This is a genomic window from Aureimonas sp. Leaf324 (assembly GCF_001423245.1).
GTDB lineage: Bacteria > Pseudomonadota > Alphaproteobacteria > Rhizobiales > Rhizobiaceae > Aureimonas.
Window position 1 is genome coordinate 175,390 of record NZ_LMOH01000028.1, and the last position, 16,922, is coordinate 192,311.

General features: G+C 69.3%; 19 protein-coding genes. 11 read left to right on the forward strand and 8 right to left on the reverse strand.

Annotation, left to right across the window (positions count from 1 at the left end; all coding sequences use genetic code 11):
- The first annotated feature begins 18 nt into the window (after positions 1–18).
- The 4 genes from ASF65_RS18880 (at position 19) to ASF65_RS18895 (ending at position 4,770) form a co-directional block, all read left to right on the forward strand.
- The gene (locus tag ASF65_RS18880) at positions 19–2,511 is read left to right on the forward strand and encodes an ABC transporter permease (protein ID WP_055893040.1); all 2,493 of its coding nucleotides are present in this window, start codon (positions 19–21) and stop codon (positions 2,509–2,511) included.
- A gap of 213 nt (positions 2,512–2,724) precedes the next feature.
- Positions 2,725–3,504: a Bax inhibitor-1/YccA family protein gene (locus ASF65_RS18885; protein WP_055892790.1), complete on the forward strand. Its 780-nt coding sequence runs from the start codon at positions 2,725–2,727 to the stop codon at positions 3,502–3,504.
- A 139-nt stretch (positions 3,505–3,643) separates the two neighbouring features.
- Complete coding sequence (locus ASF65_RS18890; protein ID WP_055892792.1) at positions 3,644–4,201, forward strand: GNAT family N-acetyltransferase; 558 nt, start codon at positions 3,644–3,646, stop codon at positions 4,199–4,201.
- Entirely contained in the window at positions 4,198–4,770 is a 573-nt protein-coding gene (locus tag ASF65_RS18895) for a cysteine hydrolase family protein (protein WP_055892794.1), read from the forward strand. The genes ASF65_RS18890 and ASF65_RS18895 overlap by 4 nt, the downstream gene beginning before the upstream one ends.
- Here ASF65_RS18895 and ASF65_RS18900 read toward each other — a convergent pair.
- From ASF65_RS18900 to acnA, 3 genes are all read right to left on the reverse strand, one after another.
- On the reverse strand, positions 4,751–5,131 hold the full coding sequence (locus ASF65_RS18900; protein WP_082505850.1) for a DUF2794 domain-containing protein: 381 nt from the start codon (positions 5,129–5,131) through the stop codon (positions 4,751–4,753). The genes ASF65_RS18895 and ASF65_RS18900 overlap by 20 nt on opposite strands.
- Before the next feature lie 130 nt (positions 5,132–5,261).
- The gene (locus ASF65_RS18905) at positions 5,262–6,044 is read right to left on the reverse strand and encodes a DUF1223 domain-containing protein (protein ID WP_082505851.1); all 783 of its coding nucleotides are present in this window, start codon (positions 6,042–6,044) and stop codon (positions 5,262–5,264) included.
- A gap of 177 nt (positions 6,045–6,221) precedes the next feature.
- Complete coding sequence (acnA, locus tag ASF65_RS18910; RefSeq protein WP_055892798.1) at positions 6,222–8,975, reverse strand: aconitate hydratase AcnA; 2,754 nt, start codon at positions 8,973–8,975, stop codon at positions 6,222–6,224.
- A 385-nt stretch (positions 8,976–9,360) separates the two neighbouring features.
- Between acnA and ccmA the strand changes: the two genes are divergently transcribed.
- Genes ccmA through ASF65_RS18935 form a run of 6 tightly spaced genes read left to right on the forward strand, consistent with a single transcriptional unit; the run spans position 9,361 to position 12,673 of the window.
- Positions 9,361–10,029: a heme ABC exporter ATP-binding protein CcmA gene (gene ccmA / locus ASF65_RS18915; protein ID WP_055892800.1), complete on the forward strand. Its 669-nt coding sequence runs from the start codon at positions 9,361–9,363 to the stop codon at positions 10,027–10,029.
- Positions 10,029–10,688, forward strand: a complete 660-nt coding sequence (gene ccmB, locus ASF65_RS18920; RefSeq protein WP_055892801.1) for a heme exporter protein CcmB — start codon at positions 10,029–10,031, stop codon at positions 10,686–10,688. The genes ccmA and ccmB overlap by 1 nt, the downstream gene beginning before the upstream one ends.
- 11 nt (positions 10,689–10,699) lie before the next feature.
- A complete protein-coding gene (locus tag ASF65_RS18925; protein ID WP_055892805.1) occupies positions 10,700–11,128 on the forward strand; it encodes a GNAT family N-acetyltransferase in 429 nt (142 codons plus the stop codon).
- A 41-nt stretch (positions 11,129–11,169) separates the two neighbouring features.
- Complete coding sequence (locus ASF65_RS18930; protein ID WP_055892808.1) at positions 11,170–11,922, forward strand: heme ABC transporter permease; 753 nt, start codon at positions 11,170–11,172, stop codon at positions 11,920–11,922.
- A 5-nt stretch (positions 11,923–11,927) separates the two neighbouring features.
- Complete coding sequence (ccmD, locus tag ASF65_RS21105; protein ID WP_082505852.1) at positions 11,928–12,083, forward strand: heme exporter protein CcmD; 156 nt, start codon at positions 11,928–11,930, stop codon at positions 12,081–12,083.
- On the forward strand, positions 12,080–12,673 hold the full coding sequence (locus ASF65_RS18935) for a DsbE family thiol:disulfide interchange protein (protein ID WP_055892810.1): 594 nt from the start codon (positions 12,080–12,082) through the stop codon (positions 12,671–12,673). The genes ccmD and ASF65_RS18935 overlap by 4 nt, the downstream gene beginning before the upstream one ends.
- On the opposite strand, the gene ASF65_RS22315 is transcribed toward ASF65_RS18935, so the two are convergent.
- Together ASF65_RS22315 and ASF65_RS18940 are read right to left on the reverse strand one after the other, a co-directional pair.
- A complete protein-coding gene (locus ASF65_RS22315; RefSeq protein ID WP_280137649.1) occupies positions 12,670–12,795 on the reverse strand; it encodes a hypothetical protein in 126 nt (41 codons plus the stop codon). The genes ASF65_RS18935 and ASF65_RS22315 overlap by 4 nt on opposite strands.
- A complete protein-coding gene (locus ASF65_RS18940; RefSeq protein WP_055892813.1) occupies positions 12,792–14,006 on the reverse strand; it encodes an MFS transporter in 1,215 nt (404 codons plus the stop codon). Before ASF65_RS18940 ends, ASF65_RS22315 begins: the two co-directional genes overlap by 4 nt.
- A 112-nt stretch (positions 14,007–14,118) precedes the next feature.
- On the opposite strand from ASF65_RS18940, the gene ASF65_RS18945 reads away from it, so the two are divergent.
- Positions 14,119–14,685, forward strand: coding sequence for an NUDIX hydrolase (locus tag ASF65_RS18945; RefSeq protein ID WP_055892815.1), 567 nt, complete (start codon positions 14,119–14,121; stop codon positions 14,683–14,685).
- Here ASF65_RS18945 and ASF65_RS18950 read toward each other — a convergent pair.
- The 3 genes from ASF65_RS18950 to ASF65_RS18960 form a co-directional block, all read right to left on the reverse strand.
- On the reverse strand, positions 14,682–15,275 hold the full coding sequence (locus ASF65_RS18950) for a YigZ family protein (RefSeq protein ID WP_055892818.1): 594 nt from the start codon (positions 15,273–15,275) through the stop codon (positions 14,682–14,684). The genes ASF65_RS18945 and ASF65_RS18950 overlap by 4 nt on opposite strands.
- A 34-nt stretch (positions 15,276–15,309) precedes the next feature.
- Complete coding sequence (locus tag ASF65_RS18955; RefSeq protein WP_055892820.1) at positions 15,310–16,170, reverse strand: tellurite resistance TerB family protein; 861 nt, start codon at positions 16,168–16,170, stop codon at positions 15,310–15,312.
- A 94-nt stretch (positions 16,171–16,264) separates the two neighbouring features.
- Entirely contained in the window at positions 16,265–16,918 is a 654-nt protein-coding gene (locus tag ASF65_RS18960) for a septation protein A (RefSeq protein ID WP_055892823.1), read from the reverse strand.
- Positions 16,919–16,922: the final 4 nt, after the last annotated feature.

Below are 16,922 nucleotides of genomic sequence, written 5' to 3' on the forward strand. Positions count from 1 at the left end.
CGCTTTGCCCTGCGCGAGATGCGCGGGGGCCTCCGCGGCTTCGTCATCTTCCTCGCCTGCCTGACGCTCGGCGTCGCCTCGATCGCCGCGGTGAACTCGGTGTCCGAGATGATGACGAGCGGCATCCAGCGCGAGGGCCGCACGATCCTGGGCGGCGACATGCGCTTCGGCCTCAACCAGCGGCAGGCGAGCCCGGAGGAGCGATCCTGGCTCGCCGGCTACGGCACCGTCGCCGAGATCGGTTCGCTGCGCTCCATGGCGCGCCTGCCCGACGGCTCCAACCAGACGCTGAGCGAGGTCAAGGCGGTGGACGGGCTCTACCCACTCTTCGGCGCCGTCGGGACGGACCCGGCCACCCCGCTGCCGGATCTCCTGGCCGAGCGAAACGGCCGCTTCGGCGCGCTGGCCGCGCCCGAGTTCTTCGATCGCCTCGGCATCGCGCCGGGCTCGACGATCCGGCTCGGCACCATCGAGATCGAATTGCGCGGCGTCCTGACGCGCGAGCCGGACGTCCTATCCGACGGTTTCATTTTCGCGCCGCGCCTGCTCGTCTCGCTCGACGCGCTCGCGGCCACAGGCCTCGTCCAGCCGGGTTCGCTCGTCGAATACGACTACAAGCTCCGCTTCGCCGACCCGGCGACCGATCCGGAAGCCGTGAAGGCCGAGGCCAACCAGCGTTTCCCGCAGGCCGGCTGGAGCATCCGCGACGCCAGCGAGGCGGCGCCCTCGCTCCAGCGCAACATCGAGCGCTTCTCGCAGTTCCTGACGCTTGTCGGCCTCACCGCGCTGGTGGTCGGCGGCGTCGGCATCGCCAACGCGGTCGCCGCCTATCTCGATTCCAAGCGCACCGTGATCGCGACCTTCAAGAGTCTCGGCGCAAGCGGCCGCTTCGTGGTCACGATCTACCTCGTCCAGATCCTGATCCTCTCGACGGTCGGCATCGTGCTCGGGCTTCTCCTCGGGGCGACGGCGCCGTTCTTCGCCGCGCGCTTCCTCGAAGCTCATATCCCGATCGCCGCCGAGGCCTCGATCTATCCCGGCGCGCTCCTTCTCGGCGCGCTGTTCGGCTATCTCACCGCGCTCGCCTTCGCGATCCTGCCGCTCGGGCGCACGCGCGACATCGCGGCGACGGCATTGTTCCGCGCCAACGACGGGCCGGGAAGCCTTCGCATGCGCTGGGCCTATGCCGGCGCGGCGCTGGGCCTTGCCGCCGCGATCGCCGCGCTGGCGCTCGTCATGTCGAGCGACAAGCGCGTGGCCGGCGTGTTTCTGGTGGCGACGGGCGTCGCCTTCGTGATCCTGCGCCTTGTGGCCATGGCGATCCGCTGGGGTGCGGCGCGCCTGCCGCGCGTGCGCTCGACACCGCTGCGGCTGGCGATCGGCAACATCCATCGCCCGGGCGCGCTGACGGCCTCGGTCGTCCTGTCGCTCGGCCTCGGGCTGACGCTCCTCGTCACGCTCGCCTCGATCGACCGGAACCTTCGAGCCGAGATCGGCGGCACCCTGGCGGCGCGCGCGCCGAACTTCTTCTTCGTCGACATCCAGTCCGCCGAGGTCGAGCCATTCCGCGCCAAGATCGCCGAACTCGCGCCGGGCTCGACCCTGACCGACGTGCCGATGCTGCGCGGGCGCATCACGCAGCTGCGGGGCGAGGACGTATCCAAGATCGAGGTGCCGCCGGAAGGCGCCTGGGTCCTGCGCGGCGATCGCGGCATCACCTACGACGCGACGCTGCCGGGCGGCGCGCGGCTGACGGCGGGAGAGTGGTGGCCGGCGGACTATACCGGCGAGCCGCTCGTGTCGTTCGCCGCCGAGGAGGCGGGCGAACTCGGGCTGAAGCTCGGCGACACGATCACCGTCAACGTCCTCGGTCGCGACATCACCGCCCGCATCGCGAACCTGCGCGAGGTGCAGTGGGAGTCGCTTGCGATCAACTTCGTGATGGTCTTCTCACCCAACACCTTCGCGGGCGCCCCCCATGCCTGGCTTGCGACGCTCGACATGACGAACGACACGGCGGACGCCGAACGCGCCGTCCTGTCGGGTATCTCCAACACCTTCCCGGCGGTGACGACGGTGCGGGTCAAGGATGCGCTGGACGCCGTGAACGCGCTCGTCGCGCAGCTGGCGCTCGCGATCCGCGCGGCGGCCGCCGTGGCGCTCGTCGCCTCGGTGCTGGTCCTGTCGGGCGCGCTGGCCGCCGGCAATCGGGCACGTGTCCACGATGCGGTGGTTCTGAAGACGCTCGGCGCGACGCGCGCGACGCTGATCCGCGCCTATGTGACGGAGTACATGTCGCTGGGAGCGGCGACGGCGCTGTTCGCCGTCGGGGCCGGGGCGCTCGCCGCCTGGTATGTCGTCGCGCGCATCATGCGCCTGCCCTTCGCCTTCGACGGCGGGCTGGCCGTAACGACGCTGGTGGCGGCACTGGTCCTCACCGTCGGCTTCGGGCTGGCGGGCACCTGGCGGATCCTCGGCCAGAAGGCGGCGCCGGTTTTGCGGGAGCTGTGATCCACGAAAGGCGGTTAACGCCCGCCAAATAACGGAAATTTAATCGCCAAAGCCGCGTTACGGCGGTCGTCGGGCTCACCGACGGCCTTGTGAACGGGTGGGCACCTTCGCATATTTCACTGCAAAGGCAGCTGCGAGTCCCGCCAGCGGCGCCTCGGCCCGGTCGCGGGCCGAACGACACCCGACGGGACGCTACGCGAAAGGACGACGTTGATGGCTGAAAAATGGAACCAGGGCGTGAGGAGCGTTCCGGCTGCTGGCAGCCGGGTCGACGCCTCGATCGACCAGGGCCTGCGGGCCTACATGCTCAAGGTCTACAACCTGATGGCGATCGGTCTCGTCATCACCGGCGCGGCGGCCTACGGCCTGTTCTCGCTGGCGACCACGACCGACCCCTCGCTGGCGGCCGCCCAGATCAACGGCACCATGCTGACCCAGCTCGGCGTGACGGTGTTCGTCTCGCCGCTGAAGTGGGTGCTGATGCTGGCGCCGCTGGCGATGGTGTTCTTCCTGTCGTTCCGCGTCCACAAGATGAGCGTCTCGGCCGCGCAGACGACCTTCTGGGCCTATGCCGCGATGGTCGGCCTGTCGCTTTCGACGATCTTCCTCGTCTACACGCAGGAATCGATCGTTCAGGTGTTCTTCATCACCGCCGCCTCGTTCGGCGCGCTGTCGCTCTTCGGCTACACGACGAAGCGTGACATGTCGGCGATGGGCTCGTTCCTGATCATGGGCGTCTTCGGCATCGTCATCGCGATGCTGGTCAACATCTTCCTGCAGTCCTCGGCGCTGGGCTTCGCGATCTCGGTGATCGGCGTCCTCGTGTTCGCCGGCCTCACGGCCTACGACACGCAGCGCATCAAGGAGATGTATTGGGAGGGTGACGACACGCTGGTGGCCGGCCGCAAGGCGATCATGGGCGCGCTGTCGCTGTACCTGAACTTCATCAACATGTTCATGTTCATGCTGCAGCTTTTCGGCAATCGCGACTGAGCGATCCCGGCCGAGGTCGGACAGATGGAAGGGCGGCTCTCGAGGCCGCCCTTTTTCGTGGGCCCTTCCCGGCTTTGCGTTGAGGGGCGGGGGCGGCCCCTCTAGAGTGGCGGCCACCGAATCCTCGAATGCAGACCCGATGAGCGCCTTCACGATCCGCAATGCCATCCCGGCCGATATTCCGGCGATCACCCGCATCTACGAGGAGGCCGTGCTCCACGGCACCGCGACCTACGAACTCGTGCCGCCGGACGAGACCGAGATGGCCACGCGGATGTCCAACACGCTGCGGCAGGACTATCCGTACTTCGTCGCCTGCGACCAAGACGGCGCGGTGATCGGCTACGCCTATGCCGGGCCGTTCCGCGCCCGGCCCGCCTATCGCTGGACGGTCGAGGACTCGATCTACCTCGCGCCGGAAGCCAAGGGGCGGGGCGTCGGCACGGCGCTGCTGCGTCGCCTCCTCGATGCCTGCCAGGATCAGGGCTTCCGCCAGATGATCGCGGTGATCGGCGGCGCCGACAACCAGCCCTCGATCAAGGTGCACGCCAAGCTCGGCTTTACCCATATCGGCATCTTCGAGGGATCGGGCTTCAAGTTCGGGCGCTGGATCGACACCGTCCTCATGCAATTCGCGCTGAACGGCGGCAAGGACACGCTGCCGGACGAGACGGTCTATCCCGGCACGCTGACGTGACGACGGCGCTCGTCGTCATCGACGTTCAGCGCGCTTTTGCCGAATGGGAGACCGGGGGCCGCCGGCGAAACAACCCGGACGCCCTGCGACGCATCGCCGATCTCTTGGCGACGTTCCGGACCGCCGGACTGCCCATCTTCCATATCCGCCACGAGAATCCGGCGCCCGGTTCGTCCTTCCACCCGGACGCGAGCGGCCGCATCGTGGAAGATGCCGCGCGCGAGCACGGGGGTGAGCCGGTGATCGTGAAGCGCGTGAACAGCTCCTTCATCGGCACGGACCTCGAAGCGCGATGGCGCGACGCAGGCGTGCGGACGGTGGTGATCTGCGGCGCGACCACCAACCACTGCGTGGAGACCACGACGCGCATGGCCGGCAATCTCGGCTTCGACGCGCGGCTGGCGGAAGATGCTTGCTGGACCTTCGACCTGCGGGGGCCGGACGACCGCCTGCACCGGGCCGAGGACGTTTACGCGATGACGCTCGCCAACCTGTCGGACGAGTTCGCGACGATCGTCACCGCCGACGCGGTGGTGCGCGAACTCGGGCTCAGTCCTCGATCAGCTTGAGGCTCTTGTCGAAGACGCGCAGCACCAGGTCCAGTTCGTGGCCGCGCTTCATCACGAGGCCACTGGCGGCGGTGACGCTATAGGCGCCCTGGCGCCGGGCGAGTTTGGGGTTCTTCTCGACGCGAAACAGGGGCATCTCGGACGCGCGGCGGAAGATCGAGAAGACGGCGCGGTCCTTCAGCGTGTCGATCGCGTAGTCCCGCCACTCGCCCGCCGCCACCATGCGCCCGTAGACCCGCAGGATCTGGCCGAGCTCGTGCCGGTCGAAGGACACGATCTCCGGCGCGGGCGAGGTCCGGGCCGTGGCGAGATCGATCAGGGTGGCGGAAGGCTGCGGCTGCGAATCGGTCAAATCGTCCATTCCCCATTGCCGTGCCGCCGAAACGGGCCGGCGTCGTCGGTCAGGCCCGTCGAGGCGCCGTGAGCCTGCGACATCATCCTGTCATGGAAATAGAGTCCGGCCCAGCCGGTTGCAACGACAGCGGCGCCCGTCAGAACTCGAGCGCGGCGGCGGCGATGATCGGACCCGGCTTGTTGTCGGGGCCGACGGCCTGGAGGAGGGCGGCAAGGCTCGTCCGCTCGCCGTCGTTCTCGGTCAGCATGCCAAGCGGCATCTCCACCTCGATCGCATCGCGGTCCACCGAGCCGAGAACGCGCCAGTCGCGCACCGGATAGTGGTCGACGCGCCTGACATGGCCCGCCGCGTCTCCCGGCACCGTCGTCTCGACCCGCTCGGCGTAGGTCACGAGCACGAGGATCGGGGCGGGCCGGGCGGGATCGGCGCCGGGCGCCCGCGCCTCGATGCGCAGCGTGTCGCCCCGCGTGTGCATCACGACCTCGCCGCCGAGCTTGGCACAACCGAAGGGCGCGTCCTTCAACGCGGTCGCCAGGGCCGCCTCGTCGCCGCCCTCCACCGCCTTCTGCCCGTTGACGACGACCTGCGGCGTGACGAGGGCGCCGAGCTTCAGCCGCTTGGCGTAGGACTTCTGGCGGTCGGTGTTGCGCCGGTCGGCGAGCTGGTCCTTCGGCCCGGCATAGTCCCAGTAGTCGACGTAATAGGCAAGGACGACGACATCGGGCTCGGCGCCGAGGCGCGCGGCGGCGACGCCCGCGGGCTGGCAATCGCCGCAGTTCTGACTGGTGAAAAGCTCCAGCACGCCCCGCACGTCCCGGCTGGAGACGCTGCGCTCCTGCGCCGCCGCGGGGCTTGCCGCCGACAGGCCGAGCGTTGCGAGACAGGCCACCCCGAGGGCGGGCAATTGGCGGGATGCCATGGTCCGAGCTCCGTCACGCTTCCATCCGAACTAGATGGACCGGAGAGGGCCCGGACAGAAGCGCCGATCGATCGCGGCGCGTTCAATTGGGGGTGAACCTCTGGTTGATGCGAAGACGCCGCCGCCCTTTCGGGCAGCGGCGTCGGAGATCGCTCGGGGGCTGGATGCCCGTGCGGATCAGGCGGCGAGCTGGCGCAGCACGTAGTGCAGGATGCCGCCGTTCTTGAAGTACTCGAGCTCGTCCAGCGTATCGATGCGGCAGAGCAGCGGAACGGTCAGCACCTCGCCGTTGGCGCGGGTGATGGTGGCGTTCATGGTCTGGCGCGGACGCACCTCGGTCAGGCCCTCGATCGTCACCGTCTCGTCGCCGGTGAGGCCGAGCGACTGCCAGCTCGTGCCCTCCTGGAAGACGAAGGGCACGACGCCCATGCCGACGAGGTTCGAGCGGTGGATGCGCTCGAAGCTCTGCGCGATCACGGCGCGCACGCCCAGAAGCACGGTGCCCTTGGCCGCCCAGTCGCGCGAGGAGCCGGTGCCGTATTCCTTGCCGGCGAAGATCACCAGCGGAACCTCGTCCTCTTGATACTTCATCGCCGCGTCGTAGATCGGCAGCTGCTCTCCGCTCGGGAAGTGCTTGGTGATGCCGCCCTCGACGCCCGGCACCATCTGGTTCTTGATGCGGATGTTGGCGAAGGTGCCGCGCATCATGACTTCGTGGTTGCCGCGACGCGCGCCGTAGGAGTTGAAGTCCACCGGGCGCACCTGATGCGAGACGAGGTACTCGCCCGCCGGGCCGTTCTTCTTGATCGAGCCGGCCGGCGAGATGTGGTCGGTCGTGATCGAGTCGAGGAAGAGCGCGAGGACGCGGGCCTGCTTGATGTCGGTGACGGCTTCCGGCGTCATCGACATGCCCTCGAAGTAGGGCGGGTTCTGCACGTAGGTCGAACGATCGTCCCAGTCATAGGTGAGACCACCCGAGACCGCGATCTTCTGCCAGTTCGGGTCGCCCTTGAAGACGTCGGAGTAGCGGCTTTCGAAGAGGTCGCGCGTGACCGTCTTGCGGACGATCTCGGAGACTTCCTGCGTGGTCGGCCAGATGTCCTTCAGGAAGACGTCGTTGCCGTTCTGGTCCTGGCCGAGCGGGTCCTTGGTGATGTCGACGAACATCGAGCCGGCGATCGCGTAGGCGACGACGAGCGGCGGCGAGGCGAGATAGTTCGCCCGCACGTCCGGGTTCACGCGGCCTTCGAAGTTGCGGTTGCCCGAGAGCACCGACACGGCGACGAGGTCGTTCTTGTTGATCGCCTCGGAGATCGGCTCGGCGAGCGGGCCGGAATTGCCGATGCAGGTCGTGCAGCCGTAGCCGACGAGGTTGAAGCCGAGCGCGTCGAGGTCCTTCTGGAGGTCGGCCTTCTCGAGATACTCGGTGACGACCTGGGATCCCGGCGCCAGCGAGGTCTTGACCCAGGGCTTCGGCTTCAGCCCGAGCGCGGCCGCCTTGCGGGCGACGAGGCCGGCGGCGACCAGGACGTTCGGGTTCGACGTGTTGGTGCACGAGGTGATCGCGGCGATCACGACGTCGCCGTCGGAGATGCCGTGCGCGGCGCCTTCCACCGGATGGCGCACGGTCTCGGGCGTCTGGGCCGGGGGCACCGCGCCCTCGTCCATGAAGCGCGAGTCACCGACCGAGGACGGCAGTTCGCTCTTCTTGCGGCCGCCCTGAAGCTCGGTGAGGGCCGTGCGGAACTTCGACGCGGCCTCCGTCAGCGCGACGCGGTCCTGCGGGCGCTTCGGGCCGGCGAGCGAGGGGACGACGGAGCCGAGATCGAGCGAGAGCGTGTCGGTGAAGACGGGCTCCTGCGCCGACGCGTCAAACCACATGCCTTGCGCCTTGGCATAGGCCTCGACAAGGGCGATGCGCTGCTTGTCGCGGCCTGTCGCCTCGAGATAGGCGACCGTGTCCTTGTCGATCGGGAAAAAGCCGCAGGTCGCGCCGTATTCCGGCGCCATGTTGGCGATGGTCGCCTGGTCTTCCAGCGTGAGGTTGGCGAGACCGGGGCCGAAGAACTCGACGAACTTGCCGACGACGCCCTTCTTGCGCAGCATCTCGGTGACGGTGAGCACGAGGTCGGTCGCCGTGGTGCCCTCGGGGAGCTTGCCGTCGAGACGGAAGCCGATGACCTCCGGGATCAGCATGGAGATCGGCTGGCCGAGCATGGCGGCCTCGGCCTCGATGCCGCCGACGCCCCAGCCGAGAACGGCCAGACCGTTGACCATCGTCGTGTGGCTGTCGGTGCCGACCAGCGTGTCGGGATAGGCGATCGTCTCGCCGTTCTCGTCCTTCGTCCAGACGGTCTGGGCGAGGTATTCGAGGTTGACCTGGTGGCAGATGCCGGTGCCCGGCGGCACGACGCGGAAGTTCTGGAAGGCGCCCGAGCCCCAGCGCAGGAACGTGTAGCGCTCGCCGTTGCGGTCGTACTCGACGTCGACGTTCTTGGCGAACGAGTCGGGCTGGCCGAAGTAGTCGACCATCACCGAGTGGTCGATCACGAGGTCGACCGGGACCAGCGGGTTGATCTTGTTGGGGTCGGCGCCGAGCGTCTCGGTGGCGTCGCGCATGGCGGCGAGGTCGACGACCGCGGGAACGCCGGTGAAGTCCTGCATCAGGACGCGCGCCGGGCGATAGGCGATCTCGTGGCCGGCCGAGCCCTTGTCGTCGAGCCACTTGACCATGGCGCGGATGTCGTCGGCCTTGACCGTGCGATCGTCCTCGTTGCGCAGCAGGTTCTCGAGGATGACCTTCAGCGAGTAGGGCAGGCGCGAGGCGCCGGTCAGACCGTTCTTCTCCGCCTCCTTGAGGTCGAAGTAGACATAGGTCTTGCCGCCGACGTCGAGCGTCTTGCGGCTTTTGAAGCTATCGGGGTGGGACATAGAACTCTCGTTCCTTCTCGAACCAAAGAATGTCCGAAAGGCGAACGACCGCCGCACCCCGGGCCGGGCACGATGGAGAATGCGGGTACGACCATTTCCGCCCGTCCGCCTCAGTACCCACTTTCAAAAAAGCGGGGCACGGAGATCGGCGCTGATGACTCCACGCCGGTCGCTGGAGTGGTTGGCCGCCCTTATAGGCAAGATTGTAATGGCTATAAAGGGGGCAAATCGCGCTGGTGGCGGCTTTGGGTTAGCGAATTCCATCCTCGCGCCATGCCCGGCCTATCCGGCTTGCCTTCGCGGGGGCGCGCCGTCAGAAACGAGGCTCTGAAATCGCCCGCCCGCCGACGGTGCGGGCCTTGCCGAAGAGGCCGTGCCGCCCGTGATGCAACTGACCCTTTCCGGCCTCGTCGTCGGGCGCGGGCGGCGCGCCCTGACACCGCCGCTCGACCTGCGCCTGAGCGCGGGCGAGGCGCTGGTCGTGACCGGGCCGAACGGGGCGGGCAAGTCGACGCTCCTGCGCACGCTCGCCGGGCTTCTCGCGCCCCTCGACGGCACGATCGCGATCAAGGGCGCCGTCGCCGGCGACGGGGAGGCGGCACGCCGACCGATCGAGGCGAGCCACTATCTCGGCCACCTCAACGCCATGAAGCCGGGGCGCACGGTCGGGGCGGAGCTCGCGTTCTGGCGCGCTTTCCTCGGCCGGCCGGCGCTGAGCCCGGACGAGGCTCTCGCCGCGGTCGGGCTGGAGGGCGCCGAAGCGCTCGCCGTCGGCGCGCTGTCGGCCGGCCAGCAGCGACGCGCGGCTCTCGCCCGGCTCCTCGTCAGCGACCGGCCGCTCTGGCTCCTCGACGAGCCGACCACTGCGCTCGACAGCGCCTCGCAGGCCCGCGTCGCGACGCTCTGCCGGGGTCGGCTGGCGAGCGGGGGTATCGTCATCGCGGCGACGCATCAGCCGCTCGACGTCGGGCCCTCGCGCACGCTGGCGCTGGAGCCGCTGACAGCGGCCGAGCACTTCGTGCCCGAGGTGGGCGGCTGGGACGAGATCGGCTGATGCGCGCGCTGTTCCTGCGCGATTTCGCGCTGCAATTGTCCGGCTCGGGCGGGGGGCTGGTCGGCGTCGTGTTCTTTCTAGCGGTGGTCGCGACGATTCCCTTCGGCGTCGGGCCGGATCTGGCGCTCCTGTCGCGGATCGGGCCGGCGATTCTGTGGATCGGGGCGCTCCTGTCGACGCTCCTCACCCTCGACCGGCTGTTCCAGGCCGACCGTGACGACGGCGGCCTCGACCTTATCCTGAGCGGACCCGTCGCGCCGCCGCTCGCCGTCCTGTCGAAATGCGCCGCGCTCTGGGTTGCCGCCTGCCTGCCGCTGGTGCTGGCGAGCCCACTGCTCGGCCTGTTCCTGGCGCTGGAGCCGCGCGCGCTCCTCGCCACCGCCGCGACGCTTCTGGCCGGCACGCCGGCGCTCGTCCTGATCGGGGCGGTCGGGGCCGGGGTCGCGGCCTCCCTGCCGCGCGGGGGCGTCCTCGTCTCGGTGCTGGTGCTGCCGCTCGCCGTGCCCGTCCTGATCTTCGGGGTGGCCGCGACCTACGGCGCGGTCAACGACCCCGCGCCCTTCCGCTCGCCCTTCCTGATCCTCTGCGCGCTGACGCTGCTTTACGGGGTCCTCGGACCGCTGGCGGCCGCCGCGGCGCTCAAGCTGTCCTCCGACTGAGCCGCCATCCGATGACCTACGAACTGCATGCGCAATCCCCGTCCGTCGCCGACTTCCGGCGCCTGCGCGAGGTGACGGGACTGAGCACCAAGACGCAAGAAGCGGCCGAACGGGGGCTCAAGGGAACGCTGTTCGCCGCCGTCATCCTCTGCGAGGGGCGCACGGTCGCCATGGGCCGCGTGATCGGCGACGGCGGTTGCCACTACCAGATCGTCGACATGGCGGTGGAACCCGAGCATCAGGGCCGGGGTCTCGGCAAGCGCATCTTCGCCGCGCTGATGGACTGGCTCCACGAAAACGCCCCGAAAAGCGCCTATGTCAGCCTTATCGCCGACGGCGACGCGCGCCACCTCTATGCGAAATACGGCTTCGAGCCGGTGATGCCGGCCTCGATCGGCATGGCCCAGTGGATCGGGGGTCGTCCGGCGAAGGGAACCTGACGTTTGCGGACGCGCCGGACACGCACTAAAGCTTGGAACCCATGAGCGACCTCGCCGCCCGTCCTTCCCGCTTCGCTATCCTGGCGAACCCGACCCGGTTCCTGGAACTGTCGGGGCGCCTGCAGCCGTGGCTCTACGCGATCGCGCTCGCATGCCTCGCGTTCGGCCTCGGCTTGGGCCTCGCCGCGCCGGAAGACTACCAGCAGGGGACCACGGTGCGGATCCTCTTCGTCCACGTGCCCTTCGCCTGGCTGTCGATGATGGTGTGGACAGTGATGAGCGTCTCGGCGCTCGGGCTCCTCGTTTGGCGCCATCCGATCGCAGAAGTGTCGATCCGCGCCGCCGCCCCGATCGGTGCGGTGTTCACCTTCCTCTGCCTCTTCACCGGCTCGGTCTGGGGCCGCCCGATGTGGGGGACGTGGTGGGTGTGGGATGCCCGCCTGACCTCGGTCTTCGTCCTGTTCCTGATGTATCTCGGCCTGATCGCGCTGACACGGGCCTTCGAGGAGCCGCAGCGCGCGGGGCGCATGGCCTCGGTCTTCGTGCTGGTCGGCTTCGTGATCATCCCCATCATCAAGTTCTCGGTGGACTGGTGGAATACGCTGCACCAGCCCGCCAGCGTCCTGCGCATGGACGGGCCGACGATGGACGCCGCCTATCTCTGGCCGCTGTTTCTGTCGGCAATCGGCTTCTCGTTCCTGTTCTTCGCCCTCCACCTTACCGCCATGCGCACCGAGATCCGTCGCCGCCGCCTGCTCAGCCTCCAGCGCCGCCGGGCGCTCGGGAGCGCGTGACCACGATGGCAGGCAGCTACTTCGCCTTCGTCGCGGCCGCCTACGGCATGGCCGCCGTCGCGGTCGGGGGCCTCGGCCTCTGGGTCTATCTCGACGCGCGCTCCGTGCGCCGTCGGCTCGCCGAGCTCGAAGCGGCGTCAGGCCGGGGGCGAGCGCGATGAGCGAGGCGGCCAAGCGCGCACGCCGGCGCCCCGTCCTCGTGATGCTGCCGGTCGTCCTCTTCGCGGGGCTCGCAGGCGTCTTCCTCTACCAGCTCATGTCGGGGCACGACCCGCAGGTGCTGCCCTCGGCCCTGATCGGCAAGCCGGCGCCCGAAACCCGCTTGCCCCCGTTGGCGGGACTCACCACCGCGTCCGGCGCCCCGATGCCGGGGCTCGATCTCGTGCCGGGTGACGGCCGCGTTCGGCTGGTCAACGTCTTCGCTTCGTGGTGCGTGCCCTGCCGGCAGGAGCACCCGGCGCTGATGGCGCTGTCGCAGGACCCGCGCTTCGAGGTCGTCGCGATCAACTACAAGGACAAGCCGGAGAATGCGCTCGCCTTCTTGCGCGATCTCGGTAACCCGTTCGACGCGCTCGGCACCGACGAGGCCGGACGCTCGACGATCGACTGGGGCGTCTATGGCGTGCCGGAGACGTTTCTGGTCGGGCCGGACGGCACGATCCTCTGGAAGCAGACGGGACCGCTGACCCCACAAAGCGTCGAGGGCGGGCTCCTGCCCGCCCTGGCCAAGATCGCGCCGGCCAAGGGTTAGAAACAGAAGCCGAAGGCCATGCCGGTCCAGAGGCCGAGCCCCTCGGCCTGCCACAGCGCATAGCCGATCGCCGAGAGCCCCGCGAGGAGGGCGAAGGCCGTCCATTCCACCGTGCGGCTCATGCGGCGGCCACCGCATCTGAGCGCACCGGCGCGTCGCGGATCGGCAGGTTCGCGAGCCCGGCGATCACGGCCAGCGCGATCGAGACCGTCCAGGCGAGGTCGTAGCTGCCCGTGCGCTCGAACAGGAGCCCGGCCGCCCAGGCGCCGAAGAACGCGCCGATCTGGTGGCTCATGAAGACGATGCCGAACAGCGTCGACAGGTAGCGGACGCCGAAGATCTGGCCGACAAGCCCGCTTGTCAGCGGCACGGTGCCGAGCCACAGGAAGCCCATGGCGCAGGCGAAGATCGTCGCCGAGAGCGGCGTGAAGGGCACGGCGAGGAAGCCGACGATCACGACGGCCCGCCCGAAATAGATCGCGGCGAGAACGTTCTTCTTGCGAAGGCGGTCGGCGGAGAGGCCGAAGACGTAGGAACCGAAGATGTTGAACAGGCCGACCAGCGCCAGCGCCCGCGCGCCGACGCTGGGGTCGAGACCCTGGTCGACGAGAAAGGCCGGCAGGTGCGTCGCGATGAAGGCGACATGGAAACCGCAGACGAAGAAGCCGACGTTGAGGAGCCAGTAGCCGCCGTGACCGCCGGCCTGCCGCAGGGCGTCGCCGAGCTTCTGCGGCGGCAGCGAGGCGGCGGAAGGCGCCGACGCGGGCCGGCCGGCGATGCCCGCGGCCAGCACCACCATCAAGGCGGCCAGCGCCGCGCCGGCGAGAAGCGCGCCGCGCCAGCCGAGCCCTGCGATCGCCATCTGCATGGCGGGCACGAGCAGGAACTGGCCGACGGAGCCGCCGGCTGTCACGATGCCGAAGGCGAGGCCGCGCTTTTCGGCCGGCACGAAGCGACCGACGGCGCCGAGCACCACGACGAAGGTCACGCCGGTCATCGCCAGGCCGAGGAGGGTGCCGAGCGTCATCTGCAGGCCGAAGGCGCCCGAGACCTGCGAGGCGAGGACGAGACTGACCGCGTAGAGGAGGCCGCCCGCGGCCGCGACGCGCCCCGCGCCGTGCCGGTCGGCGATCGCGCCGACGAAGGGCTGGGCGAGGCCGAGAAGGAGGTTCTGCAGCGCGATGGCGAGGCCGAACGCCTCACGCCCGACGCCGATCTCAAGCTCCACGGGCCGCAGGAGCAGGCCGTAACTCTGGCGCAGGCCCATGGCGATGGTGACGATCACCGCTCCGCAGAGGAGGGCAATCCAGGGGGAGCGGGCGACGGTCGTCATGGCACCTGTCCTCGAAGCGGTAAGGCCGGCTTCGGATCGGGTCTAGCGCAAAGCGACGCTCGCTGCCAGCGGACCCGTCGCCGATGCCGGCGCGCGCCATATCTCCGTGCCGATGACGCTCGACCCCGCCTTTTCCGTCCGCGTTCCCGATGGGGACGTCCTGCCACGCACGGTCTGCGACCACTGCGGATTCACAGCCTACGAGAACCCGAAGATCGTGGTGGGATCGGTGGTGCGCTTCGAGGGGCGCGTCCTCCTCTGCCGGCGCGCGATCGAGCCGCGGCGCGGCTTCTGGACGATTCCCGCCGGCTACATGGAGCTGAACGAGACGCCGGAGGCGGGCGCGATGCGCGAGGCGCGCGAGGAGGCGGGGGCGACCATCGCGATCGAGCGCCTGCTCGCGATCTACTCGGTGCCGCGCATCAGCCAGGTGCAGCTGATCTTTCGCGCCGAACTCGCCGACCCGGCGGTGGTGGCGGGCATCGAGACGCTGGAGTTGAAACTCTTCGCCTGGGACGAGATTCCCTGGGACGACCTCGCGTTTCCCTCGGTGCACTGGGCGCTGAACCACGAGCGCGAGGCGGAAGGCGGCGCGCCGCTCGTTCCCTTCGGCAATCCGGAAGGCTCTGCCGGCGACCGCATGCCGGACGGCCGCCCGCTGCCCGTCGGCGACTTCTAGACCGGCTCCTCCCGGCGCACGACCAGCCGGCCGCTCGTCAGGTCGCTCAGCGTTCGCAGGAGCGCCTCGGCGCCGTCCGCGGGACAGCGGATCCGCAGCCGTGCGCCGGTGTCGGTGAACGTCTGGTCCTCGACTGATGCACCCTCGCGGGCAGCAATGCGCGACTGGACGAGCGCGAGATCGGAGAACTGGCATTCGATCTCGAGCGCGACGGTCGGCACCAGGGGCACCGTCTCGGCCGCGCGCAGGCACGCGGCGGCGGTGCCGCCGTAGGCGCGGATCAGCCCGCCGGCTCCGAGCAGGATACCGCCGAACCAGCGCGTGATGACCACCAGCACCCGGTCGAGCTCGCGCCCATCGATCGCCTGGAGGATCGGCTTGCCGGCGGTGCCGCCGGGCTCGCCGTCGTCGCTGAAGCGATAGACCGCGCCGATGCGCCAGGCCCAGCAATTATGGTTCGCCTGCGGGTCGCTCCATTCGGCGAGAAGCCGCCGGGCGTCCGCTTCCGTTTCGATCGGCGCGGCGCGCGCCCGGAAGCGGCTCTTGCGGATCTCCTGCGAGACCTCTTCGGATCTGACGAGGGCGAACATGGGCGGCAGGCTTGGCGCCCGCCGCCCCGTTTCGTCAAGCCTGCACTTCGTCGGCCGCGCGGCGGATCTCGGCGACGAGATCGGGCGCGAGGTCGAGGCGGGTGGCGAGATCGTCGAGATAGGCGCGCTCGGCCGGATGGTCCGCGTCGATCGCCAGCACCGAGGCGGTGTAGACCTCGATCGCGGTCTCACGGTCGCGCACCTCGGCTGCGATCTGGTCGATCGACATCGGCCGGCGCATCTCGTCCATCAGGAGACCCTTCTCCTCGGCATCGAGGTCGAGGTCGTCGATGCGCCCGAAGATCGCCTCCTCCTCGGCGCGGTCGATATAGCCATCGGCCTTGGCGGCCGCGATCATCGCCGACAGGAGCAGGCGGGCGCGGCGCTCGGCCTCCGTGTCCTCTTCCGGGTGGAAGCGCGTGCCGGCGGCATGTGGGATCTCGCCATGGGGCAGGCGGGCCGCGCCGGCATGGGCGGCGGCGTTGCCGGCCGCCTGCTGCTGCGCCTGATAGTTCTGCCAGGCCTTGTAGCCGAGGCCCGCGACGAGCGCGAGGCCGCCGAGCTTGAGCGCCGAGCCGCCGACGCCCCGGCCCCCCTTGCCGCCGAGGATCTTCGAGGCGAGGCCGCCCGCGAGCGCGCCGCCGATCGCCTTGCCCGCAAGGCCGCCGCCCATGCTGCCGGAGCCGCCGCGCGAGCCGGAGAGGACGCCGCCGATCAGGTCGCCGATGCCGCCGCCCGAGCGCGCACCGGTGCCGCCGAGCGCGCCGCCGAGCGTCTTGACCAGGGTGTCCTGGAGCGAGCCGCCGCCTTGGCCCGGCTGGCGATAGCGGGGATCTGCGTTGTAGGCCCGACCGGTACCCAGGAACTGATCCAGAAGCTTCTGCGCGTTGACCATTCGTCCACTCCTCGGGTTTCCTTGTCTGGAAACCGATGTGGGATGGCCGGAGGCCGCTGCAAGCGCGGGCCGGTCGCGATACCGGCCCCTACGGTCACGCTTTCTTGTCGAAGAGCGGCTCCAGCGAATGGCGCTTCAGGAGCGGGAACTGGAAGAGCATGAAGGCGACCGTGATCGGCATCGTGCCCCAGACCTTGAAGGCCACCCAGAAGTCGGTCGAGAACATGCGCCAGACCACCTCGTTGAGGATGGCGAGGAAGACGAAGAACAGGCCCCAGCGCAGCGTCAGCTTGCGCCAGCCCTCGTCGTCGAGCTTGAACGCCTGGTCGAAGACGTAGCCGAGCAGCGGCTTGCCGAAGGCGAGGCCGCCGAGAAGGACGGTCGCGAACAGGCCGTTGACGATCGTCGGCTTCATCTTGATGAAGACCTCGTCCTGCAGCCAGAGCGTCAGCGTGCCGAACACCACGACCACGAGGCCCGAGACGATGGGCATGATCGGCAGCGAGCGGGTCAGCGCGTAGGACACGCCAAGCGCCACCACGGTCGCGACCATGAAGAGCGCGGTCGCGACGAAGAGCGGGCCGCCGAGGTTGCCGAGCGCCGGCACCGCGTCGGCGATGGCCTGCCCGCGCGAGTTGGCGAAGAAGAAGACGACCAGCGGTCCGAGTTCCAGCGCGAACTTCAGGAGCGGGTTGACCTGCCTGCGTCCCGGCGCGTTGGGCGGCTTCTCGATGATCTCGTCGGACATGGGA

Excerpts from the sequence above, each read along its gene's own strand:
- ASF65_RS18880 (WP_055893040.1), top strand. The coding sequence starts at position 19 with ATGCGCGGGGGCCTCCGCGGCTTCGTCATCTTCCTCGCCTGCCTGACG.
- ASF65_RS18885 (WP_055892790.1), top strand. The coding sequence starts at position 2,725 with ATGGCTGAAAAATGGAACCAGGGCGTGAGGAGCGTTCCGGCTGCTGGC.
- ASF65_RS18890 (WP_055892792.1), top strand. The coding sequence starts at position 3,644 with ATGAGCGCCTTCACGATCCGCAATGCCATCCCGGCCGATATTCCGGCG.
- ASF65_RS18900 (WP_082505850.1), bottom strand. The coding sequence starts at position 5,131 with ATGGACGATTTGACCGATTCGCAGCCGCAGCCTTCCGCCACCCTGATC.
- ASF65_RS18905 (WP_082505851.1), bottom strand. The coding sequence starts at position 6,044 with ATGGCATCCCGCCAATTGCCCGCCCTCGGGGTGGCCTGTCTCGCAACG.
- acnA (WP_055892798.1), bottom strand. The coding sequence starts at position 8,975 with ATGTCCCACCCCGATAGCTTCAAAAGCCGCAAGACGCTCGACGTCGGC.
- ccmA (WP_055892800.1), top strand. The coding sequence starts at position 9,361 with ATGCAACTGACCCTTTCCGGCCTCGTCGTCGGGCGCGGGCGGCGCGCC.
- ccmB (WP_055892801.1), top strand. The coding sequence starts at position 10,029 with ATGCGCGCGCTGTTCCTGCGCGATTTCGCGCTGCAATTGTCCGGCTCG.
- ASF65_RS18925 (WP_055892805.1), top strand. The coding sequence starts at position 10,700 with ATGACCTACGAACTGCATGCGCAATCCCCGTCCGTCGCCGACTTCCGG.
- ASF65_RS18930 (WP_055892808.1), top strand. The coding sequence starts at position 11,170 with ATGAGCGACCTCGCCGCCCGTCCTTCCCGCTTCGCTATCCTGGCGAAC.
- ccmD (WP_082505852.1), top strand. The coding sequence starts at position 11,928 with ATGGCAGGCAGCTACTTCGCCTTCGTCGCGGCCGCCTACGGCATGGCC.
- ASF65_RS18935 (WP_055892810.1), top strand. The coding sequence starts at position 12,080 with ATGAGCGAGGCGGCCAAGCGCGCACGCCGGCGCCCCGTCCTCGTGATG.
- ASF65_RS22315 (WP_280137649.1), bottom strand. The coding sequence starts at position 12,795 with ATGAGCCGCACGGTGGAATGGACGGCCTTCGCCCTCCTCGCGGGGCTC.
- ASF65_RS18940 (WP_055892813.1), bottom strand. The coding sequence starts at position 14,006 with ATGACGACCGTCGCCCGCTCCCCCTGGATTGCCCTCCTCTGCGGAGCG.
- ASF65_RS18945 (WP_055892815.1), top strand. The coding sequence starts at position 14,119 with ATGACGCTCGACCCCGCCTTTTCCGTCCGCGTTCCCGATGGGGACGTC.
- ASF65_RS18950 (WP_055892818.1), bottom strand. The coding sequence starts at position 15,275 with ATGTTCGCCCTCGTCAGATCCGAAGAGGTCTCGCAGGAGATCCGCAAG.
- ASF65_RS18955 (WP_055892820.1), bottom strand. The coding sequence starts at position 16,170 with ATGGTCAACGCGCAGAAGCTTCTGGATCAGTTCCTGGGTACCGGTCGG.
- ASF65_RS18960 (WP_055892823.1), bottom strand. The coding sequence starts at position 16,918 with ATGTCCGACGAGATCATCGAGAAGCCGCCCAACGCGCCGGGACGCAGG.